We start from the raw sequence: 22,286 nt of genomic DNA, 5'->3' as shown, positions 1-22,286 counted from the left end.
TGCAGGCGAAAAGCCTGCATTTTTTGTAATGACAGTTTTCCTCCGAAACGTTATAATAAAGTATTGTGAAAGAGGTGGGGATATGCTGCAGTCAAGAACAAGGTGGCGGGTGCCGGAAACCGATCCGGAGGCAGCCGCAACGATCTCGCAACAATTGAACGTTTCGCCACTTGTTTCAAAATTGCTTGTAAACCGCGGCATAACGGATGTTGAAGAAGCGCGGTCTTTTTTATTCCATGAAGGGGCAGAATACCATGATCCGTTTTTGCTGCATGATATGGAAAAAGCAGCCGCCCGTATCCGCGAAGCGATTAAAAGGGAAGAGCCGGTTCTCGTCTTCGGCGATTACGATGCGGACGGCGTAACGAGCACCGCGATCATGATGGCCGTTTTAAACGATCTTGGCGCCCGTGCGGAATTTTATATCCCGGACCGGTTTAAAGAAGGGTACGGGCCAAATGAGGCGGCTTTCCGGCGGGCGGCTGAAGAAGGATTCCAGCTGATCATTACCGTGGACACCGGTATTGCCGCTGTCCACGAAGCGGAAGTGGCCCGCGAACTGGGGATCCCGCTCATTATTACGGACCATCACGAACCCGGGCCGGTGTTGCCGGAAGCTTTTGCCATCGTCCATCCGAAGCATCCGGAAAGTACATACCCGTTCCGGGAACTGTCGGGCGCAGGCGTCGCTTTTAAAGTCGCCCATGCGCTGTACGGCAAAGTGCCGGAACAACTTGAAGAACTGACCGCTATCGGGACGGTCGCGGATCTTGTGCCGCTATTGGATGAAAACCGGCTGATTGCCGCAAACGGCATCAAACGGCTGAGAACAACAAAGCGGCCGGGGCTTGCGGCGCTGTGTCGGTGTGCGGATATCCGCCAGGAAGAGATTAACGAAGAAACAATCGGCTTTGTGCTCGCCCCGCGCTTAAATGCGGCCGGGCGCCTGCAACATGCGGCACCGGCAGCAGAACTGCTGATGACCGAAAACGCAGAAGAAGCCGGGATGCTCGCTGAAACGATTGACGGGCTCAATAAAGAACGGCAAAAAATCGTAAACGAGATGACAAATGAAGCAATCGAAATGGTGGAAGAAGAAGTGGAAAAGGGGGCGCGTGTCCTTGTTGTCGGGAAAGAAGGATGGAATGCCGGTGTAATCGGCATTGCCGCCTCGCGCCTTACAGAACGCTTTTACCGGCCTGCGATTGTGCTCAGCTTTGATCTGGAAACAGGGCTGGCAAAAGGATCGGCGCGCAGTATTGACGGCTTCCATATGTTTAACGAATTATCGAAATGCAGGGATATTTTGCCGCATTTTGGCGGGCATCCGATGGCGGCGGGGATGACGCTTTCTTTATCCGATGTGGATGAACTGCGGCGCCGGCTGAACGAACAGGCCGCGGCATTGCCGGATGAGATGTTTGTGCCGGTTACGAACATCAGCGCTGAAATTTCCATAGAAGAAGCCGGGATGGAAGCGATCCGCGAAATGGCATTGCTCTCGCCGTTTGGCACGGCGAATCCGAAGCCGCTTCTGTTGCTGGATGGGGCCTATTGCCCGCAAATCCGGGCGATCGGCGCAGACGGGAAACATTTGAAATTGGCGCTTTCCAAAAACGGCACAACGCTCGATGGAGTCGGCTTCGGGCTCGGAAATCTTGCCCCGCATATTTCCCCTTCTGCCTGCATATCGGTTGTCGGGGAACTGTCCATCAATGAATGGAATAATATCCGCAAGCCGCAAATGATGGTAAAGGACATCAAAATCACAAACTGGCAATTGTTTGATTTCAGGGGCAACAGGCCTTTAAAGCAATGGGTCGGGCACGTCCCGGAAGATGGCCAGGCTTTTGTTGTGTTCCAAAAAGAAACATTGCGGAAACTGTCGCTGCCGGATTTTTCCGTCCGCCTTGTGCCGGTGGCGACAATGGAAGAGGCAAGGGCATTTGACCCGGCAAATAAAAATATTGTGTTTCTTGATCTTCCGCCAGGCCCGAAGATGATGGCGGCACTGCTTGAAGGCGGTGCGCCGGCCAGGATTTATGCGTATTTTTACCATGCCGGGAACCACTTTTTCAGCACGTTTCCGACGCGCGAACATTTTAAATGGTTTTACGCTTTTCTTGCAAAAAGGAAAACGTTCAACCTGAAGCGGCACGGGGATGAGCTGGCGGCTTACCGCGGCTGGTCGAGAAATACGATCGATTTTATTTCGCAGGTGTTTTTTGAACTTGATTTTGTTACAATAAAGGATGGATTTATTTCCCTGAAAGCAGCCAAACAAAAACGCGATTTAAAGGAATCTTTTACGTATCAGAAAAAACTGGCACAATATCAAATGGAAAAGGACCTGCTGTACTCATCTTTCCATGAGCTGAAGATGTGGTTTGACCAAATGATCAAGCCTGCTGTACAGTATGAGGAGGAAACAGCAAAATGGATTTAAAACAATATATTGCACTCGTCCCCGACTGGCCTAAGAAAGGCGTGATGTTTAAGGATGTGACGCCTTTGATGAATGATGGAGAGGCGTTTAAATATGCGACGGACCAGATCGTCCAGTATGCGAAAGACAAACATATTGATCTCGTCGTCGGCCCTGAAGCGCGCGGCTTTATTATCGGCTGCCCGGTCGCATACGAACTTGGCGTCGGCTTTGCCCCGGTCCGCAAAGAAGGCAAGCTGCCGCGGGAAACGATCCGTGCGGAATATGATCTCGAATACGGGAAAGCGGTGCTCACGATCCATAAAGATGCGATCAGGCCAGGCCAGCGCGTTTTGGTTACGGACGATCTTTTGGCAACAGGCGGCACGATGGAAGCAACCATCCGGCTTGTTGAAGAACTGGGCGGGGTTGTAGCCGGCCTTGCTTTTTTAATTGAACTGAATTATTTGCACGGCCGCGATAAATTGAAGGGCTATGATATCCTCACCCTGATGGAATACGAGAATGAATAAACTGTAAGGAAATCGGCAAAATTGTCGGTTTCTTTATTTATCCTTCATCCGGATGAAATGACGGGATGGTTTTGTCTGTACCGGGAAAAACCGTCTTTTTTCGCCAAATTTCTTCCATTCTGTGTCATTTGCTTTACAATCTTCTTTTTTTTCATGATAATAATGACAATATGATATTGCAATCATCGATTCATATATTCCAGTTTAAAGGTGATTTTTTTATGGCGAATGACCGAATAATGATCGCCGAAGACGTCATTGACAGGACAAAACAATATTTAAACGACGAACATGTTGAAATGGTGCGGCATGCCTGTGCGTTCGCCAGTAAAGCGCATGAAGGCCAGAAGCGCAAATCGGGGGAGCCGTATATCATTCACCCGATTCAGGTTGCTGGGATACTGGCGGATTTGGAGATGGATCCTTCAACGGTAGCAGCAGGTTTTCTGCATGACGTTGTGGAAGATACAGATGTGACACTTGACGAACTCCGTGAAGAATTTAACGATGAAGTGGCGATGCTTGTTGACGGGGTAACGAAACTCGGGAAGATTAAGTATAAATCGCACGAAGAGCAGCAGGCGGAAAACCACCGGAAAATGTTTGTCGCGATGGCGCAGGATATCCGCGTCATTTTGATCAAACTCGCAGACCGGCTGCACAATATGCGCACATTGAAACATCTTCCCCCCGAAAAACAGCGGCGGATCGCGAATGAAACACTCGAAATTTTTGCGCCGCTCGCCCACCGCCTCGGCATTTCCGCCATCAAATGGGAGCTTGAGGACACCTCGCTCCGTTATTTAAATCCCCAGCAATACTACCGGATTGTGAATTTGATGAAGCGGAAGCGCGCCGAGCGTGAACAGTACCTGCAAAATGTCATTGAAGAAGTGAAGGAACGGCTTGCGGATATTCGCATCAAATCGGAAATTTCCGGCAGGCCGAAGCATATTTATTCAATTTACCGGAAAATGGTCCAGCAGCATAAGCAATTTAACGAAATTTATGACTTGCTTGCCGTAAGGATTATTGTGAAAAGCATCAAAGACTGTTATGCTGTGCTCGGTGTGATCCATACATGCTGGAAACCGATGCCGGGCCGGTTTAAAGACTATATTGCAATGCCAAAGCCGAACATGTACCAGTCGCTCCATACGACGGTGATCGGGCCAAAAGGCGAACCGCTTGAAGTGCAGATCCGGACGTTTGAAATGCACCGCATTGCCGAATACGGGGTTGCCGCACACTGGGCATATAAAGAAGGAAAAACGGTCAATGAGAAAACGTCTTTTGAGAAAAAATTGACGTGGTTCCGCGAAATTCTAGAATTTCAAAATGACACCAATAATGCGGAAGAATTCATGGAATCGCTGAAAATCGACCTGTTTTCCGACATGGTGTTTGTCTTTACGCCTAAAGGGGATGTCATTGAACTGCCGTCCGGGTCCGTCCCAATTGATTTTGCCTACCGGATCCACTCGGAAATCGGCAACAAGACGATCGGCGCGAAAGTCAACGGCAAAATGGTGACGCTCGATTACCAGTTAAAAACCGGCGATATTGTCGAAATCCTCACTTCAAAACACTCATACGGGCCGAGCCTCGACTGGGTGAACCTTGCCCAGACATCGCAGGCGAAAAACAAAATCCGCCAGTTTTTCAAACGCCAGCGGAAAGAAGAAAATATTGAAAAAGGCCGCGAGATGGTGGAAAAAGAAATCCGGGCGATGGAATTCGACGTAAAAGAAGTGATGGCAGCCGACAATATCAAAAGAGTTGCCGAAAAATTTAATTTTGCCAATGAAGATGATATGTATGCTGCTGTCGGGTACAACGGGATCACCGCAAGCCAAATCGCCAACCGGCTGACGGAAAAATGGCGGAAGCAGCGGGATTCCGAAGAAACGATTAAGGAGATTGTCTCCGAGCAGAAACCGGCCGCAAAGCACCGGAAAAAGGATGCAGGCGTACACGTGAAGGGCGTCGACAATTTACTGATCCGCCTTTCGAAATGTTGCAACCCGGTGCCGGGCGATGAAATTGTCGGCTTTATCACGAAAGGCAGAGGCGTTTCCGTCCACCGTGCCGACTGCCCGAACGTGCAGAACGAAGAGGCGCAAAACCGGCTTATCCCGGTCGAATGGGAGACGGATGCGGCCGACCGGAAAGAGTATAATGTCGACATTGAAATTACCGGGTACGACCGCCGCGGCCTGCTCAATGAAGTCCTGCAGGTGGTCAATGAAACGAAAACGAATATTTCAGCCGTCAGCGGGCGCACTGACCGCAACAAAATGGCTACGATTATCATGTCGATTTCCATTCAGAACATCAGCCATCTGCACCGGGTCGTGGAAAGAATTAAACATATTCCGGATATTTATTCAGTCAGAAGGATCATGAGTTAAAGGAGCCAGAAAAATGCGGGTTGTTTTGCAACGCAGCAAGGAAGCATGCGTCACTGTAGGCGGAGAAGTGGCAGGAAGCATTACAAAAGGCCTTGTCCTCCTTGTCGGCGTAACGCACGAGGATACCGAAAAAGATGCAGCCTATCTCGCCGACAAAATCGTCCATCTCCGCGTGTTTGAAGATGAACAGGGAAAAATGAACTTGTCGCTTTTGGATACCGGCGGGGACATTTTGTCGGTTTCCCAATTTACTTTATACGGCGATTGCCGGAAAGGGCGGCGCCCGAATTTTATGGCGGCGGCAAAGCCCGGACAGGCGGAAAAGCTTTACCATCTGTTTAACCGGAAGCTTGAAGAAATGGGGGTCCATGTCGAAACCGGCAGATTCGGGGAGATGATGGATGTCCGGCTGGTAAATGACGGGCCGGTTACGCTCATTTTGGAAAGCAAATAAACAGCTAAAACCCCGAAAAATCTGGGGTTTTTCTTTTTCACAAAATAAAAACGTTTCCAAAAAAGTTTTGGTGTAATATAGTTGACAATTGTACTTTGGATATGCAAAGATAGATAGCGTTAATAATTCGGATTCGAATTATTTCGCAAAGAATCATTTAAAGGTTAAAGGAAGGGGGATACATGGAGAACGGTTCATATGATTTGTTAAAATCGCTTTTCAGGCTGAATAAAGCCATTTTTCGTTTGGCCGCGAAAGACGCGGAACAGCACGGTTTAACCGCGATGCAAATGTTTGCGCTGAATGCCATCGCGCTTCATCCCAATATGCGATTAAATGAGCTGGCGGACAGCCTTTATTTAACGAACAGCACGGTCAGCGGCATTGTCGACAGGCTTGTGCAGCAGGAATTTGTTAACAGGTTATCATCCAAGGATGACCGGAGAGCCGTTGTCCTCTGTTTGACCGAAAAAGGGAGAAGCAAGCTCAAAGCGTTTATGGGCGGCAATACAGTGCTGAAACAAAAAATGGACCTGATCACAGAACGTTATGGAGCGGAGTTGGAAAATCTGTTAAGGCTTCACAACGAAATGCTGGAAATTTTAACATCTGAGGAGGAGTAAACTTTTTATGAACGCAAGGCGGATGATTTTGATCAATATTATTATTCTTGTTATTCTCGTTGGCGGCGGTTTTACCGGATATTATTTTTACAACCGCTCGGTCAGCTATGTCACAACCGATAATGCCTATATTGACGGCCAGTCGGTCACCATCGCTTCCCCTGCAACCGGCAAACTCGTTTCATGGGATGGCAAAGAAGGGAAGGCTTTTACCAAAGGGGATAAAGTCGGCACAGTTGAAGTACAAAACGGCGCCAATACGGTGAAAATGGATATTAAAGCGCCGGCGGATGGCACGATCGTGAAAAATTCCGCGGTTGCGAATACGTATGTTGCAGCCGGCACAACGCTTGCACAAAGCTATGATTTGGACAGCTTGTTTGTCACCGCTGAAGTAAAAGAAACGGATCTCAATGACGTGAAAACCGGTCAGGACGTTGACGTGTACGTGGATGCCTATCCGAACACCAGACTGACAGGAACTGTCGATTCAATCGGAAAAGCGACTGCCAGCACGTTCTCCCTGATGCCGACGGACAGAAGCTCCGGCAATTATACGAAAGAAACACAGGTCATTCCTGTTAAAGTTAAACTTGACAGCTATGGCGGGCTGGACCTGGTTCCGGGCATGAACGTGACTGTGCGCATTCATAAGTAGGTGAATCCGATGGGAAAATTTATCGCAGGTTATGTTCTTTTATCGGTCATTGTCCTTCTTGTCCTGAATCTCATATTAAGGAACAGGGGAAGGAAGAAAAAGATGGAAAGCCCGCTTCTTGACAAGCGGGTGCCGGAAATGGAAACAATGCCTGCACCGCCTGAAAAAGCGGAAACGCAGGTGTCGGCAAAAACAGATGAAGGATTGGCGGCACGGCCAGAAAAAATGGAAACGCGCCGCGCCGGAACGGACGGCGAAAAACGTCCGGCGGAAGCGCCCAGTCGAGCTGTTCCTCGGGAAGTGGAAGAAGGGCACGGCAGGGGGAAAATTGTTGCTGCCATGATGCTCGGGGCATTTGTGGCGATTTTGAACCAAACGCTTTTGAATGTCGCCATTCCGCATATTATGAACGACTTGAATGTGACGGCAAATACGGTGCAATGGCTGTCAACCGGATATATGCTTGTAAACGGGATCCTTGTTCCGGTTACGGCATTTATGATCAGTAAATGGGGCACGCGGAAAATGCTGATTACAGCCGTTTCCCTCTTTACGGCCGGATCGGTTTTTTGCGCCATTTCGACAAACTTCTCGATCCTGATGCTCGGGCGCATTGTCCAGGCTTCCGGTGCCGGGATCATCATGCCGCTGATGATGACGGTGTTCTTAACCATCTTCCCGCCGGAAAAACGCGGTAGCGCGATGGGGATGATGGGGGTTGCCATGATTTTCGCCCCGGCGATCGGCCCGACATTGTCAGGGTGGCTGGTCGGCCATTACGACTGGCACATTTTGTTCTGGATTGTCATTCCGTTCGGCGTGATTGATATATTTGTCACTTTGGCATGGATGAAAGATGTCATGAAAACGACAAACCCGAAAATCGATTTTCCGGGTATTATATTCTCCACGCTCGGTTTCGGATTTTTGCTGTACGGATTTAGTGAAGCCGGAAATGACGGCTGGAGCAGCAAACAAGTGGTTATTTCCCTGATCATTGCCGTTATCTCGCTTGTTTTGTTCGTATGGCGGGAATTAACGACGGAAAAACCGATGCTTGATTTGCGTGTATTCAAGTATGATATCTTTACTTTAACGACGATTGTCAGCATGGTGGTGAATATGGCGATGTTTGCCGGGATGATTTTGCTGCCGATTTATTTGCAAAACATCCGCGGGTTTACAGCGCTTGATTCCGGTTTGCTGATGCTGCCGGGGGCGATCATCATGGGGATTATGTCGCCGATATCCGGCTGGCTGTTTGACAAGATGGGGGCAAGGCCGCTCGCTGTCTTTGGTTTGATTATCACCGTCTGGACGACTTACGAATTTACGAAGCTGTCGATGACGACCTCCTACGGCCACTTGTTGTTCCTATATGTTTTGCGCAGCTTTGGGATGTCTTTCATTATGATGACCATCATGACAGAAGGGATGAACCAGCTGCCAATTCATATGACCAGCCATGGGACGGCTGCGGCCAACACCGCCCGTACGGTTGCCGGAAGTCTCGGAACGGCATTTCTCGTAACCGTAATGTCCACTCGTGCCGATTTCCATACGGCAAACTATGTCAATGCCTATGCAAACCTCAACCCGTATGTGTCTGAAAAAATTGCGGCCATCGGACAGGGCCTGGCCCATGCTTCCGGTCTGCCTTCCCAGTACGGACAGGTGCTTGGCTCCTATATTGTATATCAAAAATCGGTTGTGAATGCGACGATCAGCGGCATAAACGATGCCTTTTTCGTCGCGACCGGGATCGCAGCGTTTGCGTTAATTTTGTCGTTCTTTATCAAACGCGCAATGCCGCAGCCAAACATTAAAAAATAAAAAATGCCGGGGATGCCCCGGCATTTTTTTACTGAAAATAAGCTTTTAACCCGTTATAAATCCCGGCCACCGCCTTCGTTTGAAAAGATTTCTCCGCGATATGCTTTTCTTCAGCCGGGCTGCTCAAGTAACCGAGTTCAAGCAAAATGGCTGGCTGTGTATTTTCACGGATGACATGGAAATCCCCGAATTTTACGCCCCTGTCAACGGTGCCGAGCCGGCTTGTGATCTGGTTATTGACAAGCCTTGCGAAATTATAGTCCTGCGCGTGGTAATAGTACGTCGTATGCCCGCGCGTATGAGGATCTTCAGCGCTGTCAAAATGAATGCTGACAAAAGCATCGGCATGGTTTGTATTGCTGATGGCGGTTCTTTCCGGCAAGGATACGTACGTATCGCTGTTCCGGGTAAGGATGACGCGGGCGCCTGCTTTTTTCAGCTTTTCGTACAGGGCATTCGCCGTTTTCAGCGTCGCCAGTTTTTCAAGCGTGCCGTAAGCGCCGGTTGTGCCGTTATCCGTTCCGCCGTGCCCGGGATCAAGCACAATCGTCTTTCCCTTGATGCCTTTTTTTACAGTCTTATTGCTTTTTTGGGCGACATTTGCCGGAATATAGGCTGAAATGCCGCTTTCCATCCTGATTTTATACCAGCCGTCCATTTCTGAAACTACGGGAAAACGGTCCCCTGCCTTGGCGGTTCCCACCGTGTCCGAGCTGGATTGGGGCCTTTTGTAAAGGCTTGTGCCGGAATGGAGGGTCACCTCTGCTTCACTGCTGCGCTTTGCCTGGCTTTCGCGCGCCACGTAGAAGCCTGCGACCCATCCGTGCGTGCCGTCGTCCAGTTCGACTTCATACCAGCCGTGGTCGGTTCCGGTAATTTGCAGCCTCGTCCCGTATGTCACCGTTGCCACCGTTTCGCTTTGAAGCGAAGGAGACTGGCGGATATTCAGGCTGGAGGCGGCAACAATCGCGGCGCTTACATTGTTTTCCACCGTTTTCCCGGCATCCCGGTTTGTTTCCGTCTGTACATACCGGTTGTCTGCCCAGCCTGAAACATTGCCGCTTTCGATATAAACCCAGCTGCCTTCCGTCTTGGCAACCGTGACAGCGGCGTTTTTTTCAAGCGTACCAATGATTGCGGCGGACTTGTCCGGCGCTTTTCTGATGCGCAGGCGGTCAGCGGTGATTTTTCCTTGTTCTGCTTGTTTTGCGGAAGAGGTGCCTGTTTCCACAAGCCAGTCCGCAATCCAGCCCGTATTTCCCGACGGCAGGCGGATTTGAAACCAATCCCCGTCTTTTTGAAGAACCGTGTACGTGTCGTTTTCGGCTGCTTTGCCTGTGATCGGGTAGGACACTCCGGGCCCGCTGCGGATGTAGACAGCCGCATGCGTCACCGTCACCGTCCCGGCCTCTTCCGCCCTCGCATGGATCACGCCGGGTGCAATCTGAAAAAAGAGTGCCAGGAAAAACAGCCGGAAAAAAAGTTTTTTCACATCTCCACCCCTCATCCCTGTCTGGAAAATTATGCACTATTTGTTATTCGCGCTCCGTAAAAAAACTCCTTTTTTCGGGTAAGAAAAAATAAAAAAGGGAAAAATAGAAAAGATGGAACGAGAAGGAGTGAACGGCATTGAGAGCAGCGGATAAAAATATGACAGCAGGTAATGTATTTAATCAAGTTTACGGCGTCAATTTCCAGGATCCGGGAATTGACGGACAGGAAATGTTCAACGCTGAATCAGCAATCGAACCCGGCCTTTCAAAAGGGGACGTGAAACTTTTAAAAAAGAAGCTGGGGCGCTCATAATGAAAAAATCCGATCCGAAAAAAAGGCATTTTCAGGCGCTGAACGCAAACCGGGGAAAAACTTTGCCGGCAGCCTTGACAACAGCCGGTGCCACGCGTAACATAATAAAAATAGATGGTAAAATTGGCAAAACCGATGACAAAGAAGAGTAATTAAGATCCGTGTGAAAAGAGAGGAAATGTCCCGGGCTGAAAACATTTCTGCGCAACGGCTTAATGAACGAACACTTTGTAGGTTCTGTCCTGAACGGAAATCCAGTAGGGACGGGCGTTACAGGCGTTAACTGTAAAAGTGGAAGCAGACGCTTCAATTAGGGTGGCACCACGGGAATTTAACTCTCGTCCCTTGTTTACAAGACAAGGGACCGGGGGTTTTTTATTTTACATAAACATTGGCTGAGAAGGAGGATACTCGTCTTCATATTAATTTTTTTAGACATGGAGGATAAAAATGGAACCCCATCATTTTTCAGCAATAGAAGGAGGAGTACGCCATGACCGTTCAAATTCCGCGCGGCACGCAGGACATCCTGCCCGGCGAGGTGGAAAAATGGAATTATATTGAGAACACCGCAAAAAAAATATGTGAAAACTATCAGTACCGGGAAATACGGACACCGATTTTCGAATATACCGAGCTTTTCCAAAAAGGGGTCGGGGACACGACGGATATCGTCCAAAAAGAAATGTACACATTCAATGACAGGGGCGGGCGCAGCCTGACACTGCGGCCGGAGGGCACAGCGCCTGTCGTCCGTTCCTTTATCGGGCATAAAATGTTCGGAAACGCGGTCCAGCCGGTCAAATTGTATTACAACGGCCCGATGTTCCGTTATGAACGGCCGCAAGCAGGGCGCTTCCGCCAGTTTGTCCAGTTCGGCGTTGAAGCGCTCGGAAGCGAAGACCCGGCCATCGATGCCGAAGTCATTTCGCTCGCAATGGACATTTACAAACAGCTTGGTTTAAAAAATGTCAAACTTGTGATCAACAGCCTCGGCGATAAAGAAAGCCGGCTCAGGCACCGTGAAGCGCTGATTGATCATTTCAAACCGCATATCGGGGAGTTTTGCGCGGACTGCCAAAAACGTCTTGAACAAAACCCGCTGCGCATTCTTGACTGCAAAAAAGACCATGACCATCCGCTCATGAAAACAGCACCGTCTATTTTGGATTATTTAAACGATGCGTCAAAAGCCTATTTTGATAAAGTTTTGCAGTTTCTCGCAACGCTCGGCATCCCTTATGAAATTGACCCCGGGCTTGTGCGCGGCCTCGATTACTATGTGCATACGTGCTTTGAAATTATGAGCAATGCGGAAGGATTCGGCGCGATCACCACCCTTTGCGGCGGCGGGCGTTACAACGGCCTCGTGCAGGAAATGGGCGGGCCGGAAACACCGGGGATCGGGTTTGCCCTAAGCATTGAACGGCTGCTTGCGGCACTGGACGCGGAAGGCATCGAACTTCCTGCCGGCCACAGGACGGACTGCTATGTTGTCGCGATCGGCGAGGAGACGAAACCGGCTGCTTTTAAATTGCTCCAGGCATTAAGAAGGGCCGGATTCTCGGCCGACCAGGATTATTTGGGCCGCAAAGTGAAAGCACAGTTTAAAGCGGCGGACCGGGTGAAAGCCGCGTTTGTTGCGGTCATCGGCGAAGCGGAGCTGCAGGCCGGGAAAGCAAGCGTCAGAAATATGGCGACAGGCGAACAAAAAGAACTGCCGCTTGAAGGGTTTATTACAGCCTTTAAAGATATGGCAAACAGGGGGGAAGCATGATGGAAGGACGTTCTTACTATTGCGGTGATGTAACGGAACAACAAATTGGCGAAAAAGTGGTGCTGAAAGGATGGGTACAGAGAAGGCGCGACTTGGGCGGCCTCATTTTTATCGATTTGCGCGACCGCGCCGGCATCGTCCAAATTGTATTTAATACAGCGGTCTCTGAAGAAGCTTTTAAACTTGCGGAAAAAGTCAGGAACGAGTATGTGCTCGAAGTAGAGGGAAAAGTCGTCGCCCGTTCCGAAAATACGGTAAATCCGAACTTAAAAACGGGCAAAATTGAAATTCAGGCCGACCGCCTTGCGATCATCAACAATGCAAAAACCCCGCCGTTTATGATTGAAAACGAGACGGATGTGGCGGAAGACGTGCGCCTGAAATACCGTTACCTCGACTTGCGGCGCCCTGTCATGTTTGAAACCATGAAAATGCGCCATGCGATTACAAAGTCGATCAGAGGCTTTCTCGATGAAGAAGGGTTTATCGAAGTAGAAACCCCGGTTTTAACAAAAAGCACCCCGGAAGGCGCCCGTGATTATCTCGTGCCGAGCCGAGTGCACCCTGGCGAATTTTACGCCTTGCCGCAGTCGCCGCAGTTGTTTAAGCAGCTTTTGATGATATCCGGTTTTGACCGCTATTACCAGATTGCCCGCTGTTTCCGTGATGAAGACTTGCGTGCAGACAGGCAGCCGGAATTTACGCAAATTGATATTGAAACAAGTTTCATGAGCCAGGAAGACATTTTGGCCATGACGGAAAGAATGATCAAACGGCTGATGAAAGAAGTGAAAAATGTTGACATCGAAACGCCGCTGCCAAGGCTGACCTACGAAGAAGCAATGAACCGGTACGGATCGGATAAACCGGATACCCGCTTCGGCATGGAACTGGTTGATGTATCCGAAATCGTCAAAAACGCCGGTTTTAAAGTATTTGCGTCTGCCGTCACCTCGGGCGGGCAGGTAAAAGCGATCAATGCAAAAGGGGCGGCAAGCAAATATTCGAGAAAAGACATCGACGCGCTCGGCGAATTTGCCGCACGTTACGGCGCGAAAGGCCTTGCCTGGTTGAAAGCGGAAAACGAAGGGCTAAAGGGCCCGGTCGCAAAATTTTTCACAGAAGCGGAACAATCGCAAATAGCGGCCGCGACGAATGCAGAAACGGGCGATTTGCTGCTGTTTGTGGCAGATAAAAAATCAGTCGTTGCCGATGCGCTCGGGGCGCTGAGGAACAAGCTCGGCAAAGAACTCGGCCTGATTGACGAGTCGAAATTCAACTTCCTGTGGGTGACGGACTGGCCGCTTTTGGAATATGACGAAGAAGCAGGGCGTTATACGGCGGCACACCATCCGTTCACGATGCCGTTTGAAGAAGATATTGAGAAACTGGAAACCGATCCGTCAAGCGTAAAGGCGCAGGCCTATGATATTGTATTGAACGGATATGAACTCGGCGGCGGATCGCTCCGGATTTATAAACGGGATATCCAGGAAAAAATGTTCAAGGCGCTCGGCTTTTCAAAAGAGCAGGCACAGTCCCAGTTCGGCTTTTTGCTCGATGCGTTTGATTACGGCACGCCGCCGCACGGGGGCATCGCACTCGGCCTTGACCGGATTGTCATGCTCCTTGCCGGCCGCAGCAACCTGCGCGACACGATTGCATTTCCGAAGACAGCCAGCGCCAGCTGCCTGCTGACGGATGCACCGGGCGCGGTCAGCGAGGCGCAGCTGGATGAACTGCAATTGAAATTAAACGCAAAAAAATGATATAAAAACCCGGAAAAAAGGGCATGAAATTTTTTCAGCCACTTGGCGAAAAAACGCGCCCGCTGCCGCTATCCCGTACGGACGGGAAAAATGCGGGCCGCCCGCGGGCCTTTTTTCGTTTGAAAACGGGTGAAAAAAATGCTATGATATAAACAAGTTGAATGAGTCCTGGGGTGTTCGTATATGTTCCTATCGTTTTGACCGAACACTTCATTATCGGGAGTCCGGAGTCGCCAGACGGCGTGCATGCCCTTTGCGGGGACGCATAAAGCCTGGTGCAGGGCACCCACCTGCTCGAGAGCGGGATCAAAACAGAGGATTGCAAGAACGGCACGTCCGGGGCTCATTCCACTCTTTTCCCTCTTTTAGAAAAAGAGGGTTTTTTATTTTTTGGAAAAGAAGGAATTTTTGTGTGTTTCTCGTTTTTTGATCGCGCAAACCGTTTCCTTGGCAAAATGATGCCGATTTTTATCCCGGGAAGCTTAATCATCGGGATGGTGATCGGGCACCGGCTGACGGGCCTTTTATTTTTAGTGCCGTGGCTGTTTGCTTTTATGACTTTTACGGGGAGCATCGGCTCAACCTTTAAGCAGCTCGGGGCGGTTGTCCGCCATCCATTTCCGGTTTTGCTTGCTTTAGGGGTGCTGCATCTTTTTATGCCCCTGTTTGCTTACGGAACGGGGCATTTGCTTTTTTCCGGGCACCCGCTGACGACAACCGGGTTTTTGCTTTCGGCTGCCATTCCGACCGGTGTGACAAGTTTTGTATGGGTTATGATGCAAAAAGGGAATATTCCGCTTGTTCTAACCGTCATTTTGATCGATACCCTGCTGTCGCCGGTTGTTGTGCCGCTTACTTTGCTCTTGTTTGTCGGCAAGCGTGTACATATTGAGGGTTGGCCGCTCATGCAGGACCTTTTTACGATGATCGTCATCCCGTCTTTGCTCGGCATCCTGTTCAGCCAGTTTACACAGCTTGAAACCCAGCGGAAGGCCGCTTCAGTGCTTTCCCCGTTTTCCAAAATCGGCATGTTTCTTGTCGTCATGATCAACGGCGGGGTCGTATCGCCGTACCTCAGGGGAATGGATGCCCATGTGCTATTTATTATTTTGACCGTGCTGTTTATTTCGGCTTCCGGCTATTTATTAAGCTGGCTGATCGGCGCTTTGTTCCATCTTGACCGCAGCATGATCGTGACATTGACTTACAGCGGCGGCATGCGCAATATCAGTGCCGGATCTGTCATTGCCGTCACCTTTTTCCCGGCCCAGGTTGTGCTGCCCGTCATCTCCGGCATGCTTTTTCAGCAGGTGCTGGCATCTTTTTTCGGAACGTTGCTTTCGAGCGTATACAGGGATAAAAAAACGGAAAAGCCGGCGGCAAGCAGCTGAACATAAAGGTTTGCTTTCCGGGCCGTTTTTGGATAATCTAGGGAAGAAATGAGTATGTTTGGAGATGAGAAAATTGCTGCACCAGTTTTCACGGAATGAATTGGCGATCGGGCAGGAAGGGCTGCAAAAGCTGAAAAACAGCACCGTTGCTGTTCTCGGGGTCGGCGGCGTGGGCTCGTTTGCGGTTGAAGCTCTGGCCCGGTCGGCAATCGGAAGGTTAATCCTGGTTGACAAAGATGATGTTGACATTACAAATATTAACCGCCAGATTCCGGCGCTGCTTTCCACCGTCGGGCAGGCGAAAGCCGATTTGATGAAAAAACGGATTGCCGATATCAATCCGGATTGTGACGTGATTTCTTTAAAAATGTTCTATACGGAAGAAACGGCTGAACAGTTTTTCTCTTACAAGCCGGATTATGTGGTGGATGCGAGTGATACGATAATTTACAAAGTGCATGTAATGAAAGAATGCCTGAAACGGAAGATCAAAATTATATCCAGCATGGGGGCGGCCAATAAAATGGACCCGACGCGCCTCCGCATCGCAGACATTTCCGAAACGCACACCGATCCGATTGCCCGCGTTGTACGCCTGAAGCTGCGAAAAGAAGGCATCAAAAAAGGCATTCCGGTCGTGTTTTCCGACGAAAGCCCGATCGTCATCCGCGAAGATGTCCGCAAAGTGGTCGGAAATGAGGAAGCCGAAATCCGCAAAGCGAAAATGCCGCCATCATCCAATGCGTTTGTTCCGTCCACCGCAGGGCTGTTTATGGCCAGTTTCGTTGTCCGTGACATTTTGAAAGACATCCCGGTAAAAAGGGTAAAAGATGAACATTGAAAAAAGAAAGCATCCCAGATGCTTTCTTTTTTTTACGGCTGACGGTTCCACTCAATTTTTTCATATACTTGGGCGAGTGCCTGCTCAAATTTGCCCGTTTTTTTCGGGTCATAATAGCGGGCAAATTTTAGGGTGTCCGGAAGATATTGCTGTTTGACCCAGCCGTTTTCAAAATCATGCGGGTATTTGTAACCGATGCCCCGCCCTAGCCGTTTTGCGCTTTTATAATGGGCGTCTTTCAGATGGGCGGGCACTTCGCCGCTTTTTCCGGCACGGATGTCGGAAAGGGCGGCATCAATTGCCATCATCGCGGAATTCGATTTCGGCGACAGGCATAATTCGATGACCGCGGCTGCAAGCGGGATGCGCGCTTCCGGAAAGCCGAGCCTTTCTGCCGCTTCGATGGCGGCAAGGGTGCGCGCGCCGGCCTGCGGGCTTGCAAGGCCGATGTCTTCGTAAGCAATCACAAGGAGCCTGCGCGCAATGCTCGGCAGATCCCCGGCTTCGATCAGCCGGCCCAAATAATGGAGGGCGGCATTGGCATCGCTGCCGCGGATCGATTTTTGAAAAGCACTCAGCACGTCATAGTGCGCGTCGCCGTCCTTATCATGGGCAAGGCTTTTCTTCTGCAGGCATTCTTCGGCAATGTCAAGTGTAATGTGGATCACGCCGTCATTGTCCGGTTCGCTTGAAATGACGGCCAGTTCCAGCGCATTTAACGCGCTGCGCACATCGCCGTTCGAGCCTTGCGCAAAATGGTTAAAAGCCGCTTCCTCTATTTTCACTTTGTATTTGCCAAGGCCCCTGTCCGCATCATCAAGAGCACGGGCAAGCGCCGTCTTGATCTCATCAAGCGATAAAGGGAAAAGCTCAAAAATCTGGCAGCGGCTTCGGATCGCCGGGTTAATGGCATGGTACGGGTTGCTCGTTGTGGCCCCGATCAGGACGATCATGCCGGACTCAAGATACGGCAGCAAAAAATCCTGTTTTGCTTTGTCGAGCCGGTGGACTTCATCGAGAAGCAAAATGACTTTGCCGCTCATTTTTGCTTCGGCAGCGACAATCTCCATATCTTTTTTATTGTTCGTCACGGCATTTAATGTACGGAATGCATATTTTGTGCTTCCCGCAATGGCACTGGCAATCGACGTTTTCCCAACACCCGGCGGCCCGTACAAAATCATGGAAGAAAGCTGGCGAGCTTTTACCATCCGGTATATGATTTTATTTTTGCCGACGAGATGCCCCTGCCCGATCACTTCATCAATCGTGCGCGGCCGCATCCGGTAGGCAAGCGGTTCGTCTTTCATTTTAATCGCTCCAAACCTGTTTTCGTATCCTTATCTTATCAGATTTCACGGGCATGCGGAAAGCAATCAGTTTTCCCGGGCACGGGTTTTAAAGGGGAATAGGAATGATGGGGCTTTTTATATTTTTCGGTTGATCCCGGCTGTACATTGTTGCTTTTTTGATATAATGATGGTAAGACTGGAAATAGGCGCCGTGGACGGCCTCGGAGAAAATGCCGGCTGTGCATGGTTTTTGTATGATTTGACATAGGAAGGTGAACGCGGTGAAACTGAAAAATAAAGTGGCTGTCATTACAGGCGGCGCTTCCGGAATCGGGGAAGCAACGGCCTGGCTTTTTGCAAACGAAGGTGCGAAGATTGTCATCGGGGATGTAGCGGAATCCAAGATGGAAATTGCCGATAAAATCAAAGAAACCGGGGGAGAAGCCCTTTTTGTCCATTGTGATGTTTCCGATAAATACAGTGTCAAACATTTGATGGAGAAGGCGACAGATACTTACGGGAAGCTTGACATTCTGGTTGCGTGTGCCGGAATACCGGAAAAGCACGGGCCTGTCCATGAACTCGACCAGGATTACTGGCAAAAAGTTTTGGACATTAACTTAACCGGTGTGATGCTCTCCAATAAATATGCGATCCCGTATATGCTGAAAAATGGAAAAGGCGCGATTGTCAACATGGGCTCTTTTATGGCCCATGTCGGAATTACCAACAGTGCGGCCTATTCCGCCGCCAAAGCCGCAGTTGTGAATTTGACGCGGGCGGAAGCTGTCACGTATGCCAAACAGGGCATCCGTGTCAACAGTGTCTCCCCTGGCACGACAGAATCCCCGGCGCTGAAATATTTCACAAAAGAACAAATTCAGGAAACCATTGACCACAATCCGATGGGCAGGCTCGGCAAGCCGGAAGAAGTGGCGAAAGCCGTCTTGTTCCTTGTAAGCGATGACGCATCGTTTATTACCGGCACGGACCTTCATGTGGACGGGGGCTATACGGCACAATAAAAAACACCATCCGGGGAAAACCGGATGGTGTTTTTTTGGATGAAACCGGTTTTTTGAAAGAACCGGGCCCCTTCGAGACGTCTTTATCCATACCGATTGTCGCCCGCCGATATTTATCCCCCGCCTGCCCGGTGGGAGATAAGGAAATCCGATAAACAGGGCCTGCCGACAGATGGGGAAGATAAGCAAACAGGGCCGGTGCCCTAAGCCGCAGGCCGGCCGCTCTTGTTTCGCACTATGCCGATAAATATGCTATAATATGTTAAGTTTGGGACCAGTCTGTTCGTTCATTTATATGAATGGGCTTCTTTTTTTACGCGCTCATCTGCCGTTTTTGGCTTAACAATTTTTTTCGGGAATAATCGGAAAGAGGTGGAATGAAATGAAAATCTCAACGAAGGGCCGCTACGGGCTGACCATTATGATTGAACTGGCAAAGCGGTACGGCAAGGGGCCGACTTCCCTGAAATCCATCGCCCAGAGCCAGAATTTGTCTGAACATTATCTGGAGCAGCTGATTTCCCCGCTCCGCAATGCCGGGTTTGTCAAAAGCATCCGCGGCGCTTACGGCGGCTATGTTTTAACGCAAAAACCTTCGCAAATCACAGCCGGTGATGTGATCCGCGTGCTGGAGGGCCCGATTACGCCGGTAGAGGGCATTGAAGACGAAGAACCGGTGAAACGCCAGCTCTGGATCCGGATCCGGGACGCGGTCAAGGACGTTCTTGACAGCACAACCATCGAAGATCTGGCCAAATACCGGGAAGATACAGAACCGGATGCCTACATGTATTATATTTAAATTGATATGGGGTGCGAAAAGTGGAGAAAATTTATTTGGACCATGCGGCCACTTCCCCTGTCCTTCCGCAAGTTGCAGAAAAAATGATGCAAGTGCTTACCGGCCATTTCGGGAATCCGTCGAGCATTCATGCATTCGGCAGGGAAGCGCGCCGCATTTTGGACGAAGCGCGCCAGGTGATTGCAGACAGCATCGGCGCGCAGTTTAATGAAATCATTTTTACAAGCGGCGGAACCGAAGCGGATAATTACGCGATTCTCGGTACGGCAGAAGCAGCCGCTGAAAAGGGAAAACATATTATTTCCACGGAAATCGAGCATCACGCTGTTTTGCATCCGCTGGAATATTTGGAAACAAAAGGGTACAACGTCACGTATTTACAGCCGGATGAAACAGGGCGGATTAAGGCGGAAGACGTGCAAAAAGCGCTCCGGAATGATACCATTCTTGTCAGCGTGATGTATGGGAATAATGAAGTCGGATCGATCCAGCCAATTGCCGAAATCGGCGGGCTGCTGAAAAACCATCCGGCCGTTTTCCATACGGACGCCGTCCAGGCTTACGGAAATGTGAAGCTCGACGTAAATGCCCTGAACGTGGACATGCTTTCCGTTTCGGCCCATAAAATTGGCGGGCCAAAAGGGATCGGATTTTTATACGTTCGGAACGGAACAAAATTGAAAAATCGCAACTTCGGCGGCGCACAGGAATTAAAACGCCGCCCGGGGACGGAAAATACGGCGTCCATTGCCGGTTTTGCCGAGGCCGTCAAATGGGCGCAGCAGGCGCTTGCTGATAAACCAAAGCAATACGGCACTTTTAAACAAAGATTTATGGAAATTTTAAAGCAGGAAAAGGTGGAATTTCAGCTGAACGGCAACGCGGAGGCGGCACTTCCGCATGTGCTCAACTTAAGTTTTCCGAAAACGGACGTGGAATCGCTGCTTGTCAATCTGGACCTTGCCGGGATTGCGGCTTCAAGCGGCTCTGCCTGCACAGCCGGGTCGATTGAGCCATCCCATGTCCTTGTTGCCATGTTCGGGCGCGATTCGGAACGGCTCCGCACCTCCATCCGTTTCAGTTTCGGGATTGCCAATACGATGGAGCAAGTGGAAGCGGCCGCCCGCAAAACGGCAGAAATCGTCCGCAAGTTCCAGCAACAATAGAAAAGAGGAGGCATTATGCAAAAAGCACCAGAAGATACAAGAGTGGTTGTTGGCATGTCGGGCGGCGTTGACTCTTCTGTTGCCGCCTATTTGCTCAAACAGCAGGGCTATGACGTGATCGGCATTTTTATGAAAAACTGGGATGATACCGATGAAAACGGCGTCTGCACGGCAACGGAAGACTACAATGACGTCATCCGCGTTTGCAACCAGATTGGCATTCCGTACTATGCCGTTAATTTTGAAAAACAGTATTGGGATAAAGTGTTCACATATTTCCTTGATGAGTACCGCGCGGGAAGGACGCCGAACCCGGATGTGATGTGCAATAAGGAAATCAAGTTCAAGGCTTTTCTTGAACATGCTTTAAACCTCGGTGCCGATTATCTTGCGACCGGCCATTACGCACGCGTGGCTTACCGGGACGGCGAATATAAAATGCTGCGTGGCGCGGATGGAAATAAAGACCAGACGTATTTCCTCAATCAGCTCGGGCAGCACCAGCTTTCGCGCGTGATGTTCCCGATCGGGGAGCTCGAAAAACCGCGCGTCCGCGAAATTGCGAAAGAAGCCGGGCTTGCCACGGCAAATAAAAAAGACTCGACCGGCATCTGCTTTATCGGCGAACGCAATTTCAAAGAATTTTTAAGCCATTATCTGCCTGCGCAAAAAGGGCTGATGAAAACGCTTGACGGAAAAGTGATGGGCGAACACGAAGGCTTGATGTACTATACGATCGGCCAGCGCCACGGCCTCGGGATCGGCGGTTCCGGCGAGCCATGGTTTGCTGTCGGCAAAGACCTGAAAGAAAATGTCCTTTATGTGGAACAGGGATTCCATCATCCGGCCCTCTACTCCGATTATATGACCGGCGTGAAAGCAAACTGGGTATCGGGCCGGAAGCCGCCTGAAGAATTCAGGTGCACCGCGAAGTTCCGTTACCGCCAGCCGGACCAGAAAGTAACGGTCCAATTGCTTGGCGATGATGAAGTCAAAGTCATTTACGATGAACCGGTCCGCGCCGTCACCCCCGGCCAGGCTGTCGTTTTTTACAACGGCGAAGAATGCCTCGGCGGTGCCACGATCGATAAAATTTATAAAAACGAAGAACAGCTCATGTATGTCGGCTGATCTTGCAGGAGCCATGCACACGATTGATGTGTGCATGGCTTTATTTATGGGCAAACAGGTCACCGCTCTAAACCTTTGGCCAGGGGAAACTGACTCCCGGATGAACATGGAAACGGAAAGTCCGGCATGATCGCGGCACAGGCTTTTGCACCAAGCAGGAAAAAGGCTGTTCTCCTTTATACAGCCCGAAAAGACGACCGCCTCGCGCGCTGATGTAAAAAGCGCCTCGCCCTTCATATAGCCTGAGAAGCCCATCATCCGGGCCGGGCGCGGGAGGTGCAAAAGCAAGCCCTCACAAAATGCCGGGGTTCGTTAAAAAAGTGAAGGGATTCATTTTATGTTATAATAC

18 protein-coding genes, 1 other RNA gene and 1 other annotated feature are annotated in these 22,286 nt (G+C 50.1%); of the genes, 17 read left to right on the top strand and 2 right to left on the bottom strand.

Annotated elements, in window-relative coordinates; all coding sequences use genetic code 11:
* Positions 1 to 82 precede the first annotated feature (82 nt).
* From recJ to NSQ19_RS09050, 7 genes are all read left to right on the top strand, one after another.
* The gene (gene recJ / locus NSQ19_RS09080; protein WP_340702739.1) at positions 83 to 2,446 is read left to right on the top strand and encodes a single-stranded-DNA-specific exonuclease RecJ; all 2,364 of its coding nucleotides are present in this window, start codon (positions 83 to 85) and stop codon (positions 2,444 to 2,446) included.
* Complete coding sequence (locus NSQ19_RS09075; RefSeq protein ID WP_013859780.1) at positions 2,437 to 2,958, top strand: adenine phosphoribosyltransferase; 522 nt, start codon at positions 2,437 to 2,439, stop codon at positions 2,956 to 2,958. Before recJ ends, NSQ19_RS09075 begins: the two co-directional genes overlap by 10 nt.
* Before the next feature lie 221 nt (positions 2,959 to 3,179).
* Positions 3,180 to 5,369: a RelA/SpoT family protein gene (locus NSQ19_RS09070; RefSeq protein ID WP_340702738.1), complete on the top strand. Its 2,190-nt coding sequence runs from the start codon at positions 3,180 to 3,182 to the stop codon at positions 5,367 to 5,369.
* A 13-nt stretch (positions 5,370 to 5,382) separates the two neighbouring features.
* Complete coding sequence (dtd, locus tag NSQ19_RS09065; protein ID WP_019720839.1) at positions 5,383 to 5,823, top strand: D-aminoacyl-tRNA deacylase; 441 nt, start codon at positions 5,383 to 5,385, stop codon at positions 5,821 to 5,823.
* Between the two features lie 182 nt (positions 5,824 to 6,005).
* Positions 6,006 to 6,446, top strand: a complete 441-nt coding sequence (locus tag NSQ19_RS09060) for a MarR family winged helix-turn-helix transcriptional regulator (protein ID WP_019720838.1) — start codon at positions 6,006 to 6,008, stop codon at positions 6,444 to 6,446.
* Between the two features lie 7 nt (positions 6,447 to 6,453).
* Positions 6,454 to 7,104, top strand: coding sequence for an HlyD family efflux transporter periplasmic adaptor subunit (locus tag NSQ19_RS09055; protein ID WP_061575629.1), 651 nt, complete (start codon positions 6,454 to 6,456; stop codon positions 7,102 to 7,104).
* A gap of 9 nt (positions 7,105 to 7,113) precedes the next feature.
* Positions 7,114 to 8,937, top strand: a complete 1,824-nt coding sequence (locus NSQ19_RS09050) for a DHA2 family efflux MFS transporter permease subunit (RefSeq protein WP_340702737.1) — start codon at positions 7,114 to 7,116, stop codon at positions 8,935 to 8,937.
* A gap of 28 nt (positions 8,938 to 8,965) precedes the next feature.
* On the opposite strand, the gene NSQ19_RS09045 is transcribed toward NSQ19_RS09050, so the two are convergent.
* The gene (locus tag NSQ19_RS09045; RefSeq protein ID WP_340702736.1) at positions 8,966 to 10,429 is read right to left on the bottom strand and encodes an N-acetylmuramoyl-L-alanine amidase; all 1,464 of its coding nucleotides are present in this window, start codon (positions 10,427 to 10,429) and stop codon (positions 8,966 to 8,968) included.
* Positions 10,430 to 10,566: 137 nt separating this feature from the next.
* On the opposite strand from NSQ19_RS09045, the gene NSQ19_RS09040 reads away from it, so the two are divergent.
* From NSQ19_RS09040 to NSQ19_RS09015, 6 genes are all read left to right on the top strand, one after another.
* Positions 10,567 to 10,743: a hypothetical protein gene (locus tag NSQ19_RS09040; RefSeq protein WP_328194377.1), complete on the top strand. Its 177-nt coding sequence runs from the start codon at positions 10,567 to 10,569 to the stop codon at positions 10,741 to 10,743.
* Positions 10,744 to 10,869: 126 nt separating this feature from the next.
* Positions 10,870 to 11,092, top strand: a binding site (T-box leader).
* 144 nt (positions 11,093 to 11,236) lie between these two features.
* Positions 11,237 to 12,520, top strand: a complete 1,284-nt coding sequence (gene hisS, locus NSQ19_RS09035) for a histidine--tRNA ligase (protein ID WP_029141953.1) — start codon at positions 11,237 to 11,239, stop codon at positions 12,518 to 12,520.
* Positions 12,517 to 14,289 carry an aspartate--tRNA ligase gene (gene aspS, locus NSQ19_RS09030; protein ID WP_328191910.1) on the top strand — a complete coding sequence of 591 codons (1,773 nt, stop codon included), beginning with the start codon at positions 12,517 to 12,519 and terminating at the stop codon, positions 14,287 to 14,289. The genes hisS and aspS overlap by 4 nt, the downstream gene beginning before the upstream one ends.
* Before the next feature lie 162 nt (positions 14,290 to 14,451).
* A non-coding RNA gene (gene ssrS / locus NSQ19_RS09025) (6S RNA) lies at positions 14,452 to 14,636 on the top strand.
* Between the two features lie 108 nt (positions 14,637 to 14,744).
* Positions 14,745 to 15,680, top strand: coding sequence for a bile acid:sodium symporter family protein (locus NSQ19_RS09020; RefSeq protein ID WP_050808939.1), 936 nt, complete (start codon positions 14,745 to 14,747; stop codon positions 15,678 to 15,680).
* A gap of 73 nt (positions 15,681 to 15,753) precedes the next feature.
* A complete protein-coding gene (locus tag NSQ19_RS09015; protein WP_017552633.1) occupies positions 15,754 to 16,521 on the top strand; it encodes a tRNA threonylcarbamoyladenosine dehydratase in 768 nt (255 codons plus the stop codon).
* Positions 16,522 to 16,553: 32 nt separating this feature from the next.
* On the opposite strand, the gene NSQ19_RS09010 is transcribed toward NSQ19_RS09015, so the two are convergent.
* The gene (locus NSQ19_RS09010; RefSeq protein ID WP_019720831.1) at positions 16,554 to 17,831 is read right to left on the bottom strand and encodes a replication-associated recombination protein A; all 1,278 of its coding nucleotides are present in this window, start codon (positions 17,829 to 17,831) and stop codon (positions 16,554 to 16,556) included.
* A 263-nt stretch (positions 17,832 to 18,094) separates the two neighbouring features.
* Between NSQ19_RS09010 and NSQ19_RS09005 the strand changes: the two genes are divergently transcribed.
* The 4 genes from NSQ19_RS09005 to mnmA all read left to right on the top strand — a co-directional run bounded on the left by NSQ19_RS09005 (position 18,095) and on the right by mnmA (position 21,937).
* The gene (locus NSQ19_RS09005) at positions 18,095 to 18,838 is read left to right on the top strand and encodes an SDR family NAD(P)-dependent oxidoreductase (protein ID WP_017552631.1); all 744 of its coding nucleotides are present in this window, start codon (positions 18,095 to 18,097) and stop codon (positions 18,836 to 18,838) included.
* Between the two features lie 382 nt (positions 18,839 to 19,220).
* Positions 19,221 to 19,640 (top strand): cysteine metabolism transcriptional regulator CymR, encoded by a 420-nt coding sequence (gene cymR / locus NSQ19_RS09000; protein WP_013859764.1) that lies wholly within the window; start codon positions 19,221 to 19,223, stop codon positions 19,638 to 19,640.
* Between the two features lie 20 nt (positions 19,641 to 19,660).
* Positions 19,661 to 20,806 (top strand): cysteine desulfurase family protein, encoded by a 1,146-nt coding sequence (locus NSQ19_RS08995; protein ID WP_340702735.1) that lies wholly within the window; start codon positions 19,661 to 19,663, stop codon positions 20,804 to 20,806.
* A 15-nt stretch (positions 20,807 to 20,821) separates the two neighbouring features.
* On the top strand, positions 20,822 to 21,937 hold the full coding sequence (gene mnmA, locus NSQ19_RS08990) for a tRNA 2-thiouridine(34) synthase MnmA (RefSeq protein ID WP_013859762.1): 1,116 nt from the start codon (positions 20,822 to 20,824) through the stop codon (positions 21,935 to 21,937).
* Positions 21,938 to 22,286 lie beyond the last annotated feature (349 nt).

Origin of the sequence: Weizmannia sp. FSL W8-1119, from assembly GCF_038008605.1 — a bacterium.
In the GTDB taxonomy this organism is placed as follows: domain Bacteria; phylum Bacillota; class Bacilli; order Bacillales; family Bacillaceae_C; genus Weizmannia; species Weizmannia coagulans.
This window is presented reverse-complemented; position numbering and strand designations above follow the sequence as displayed.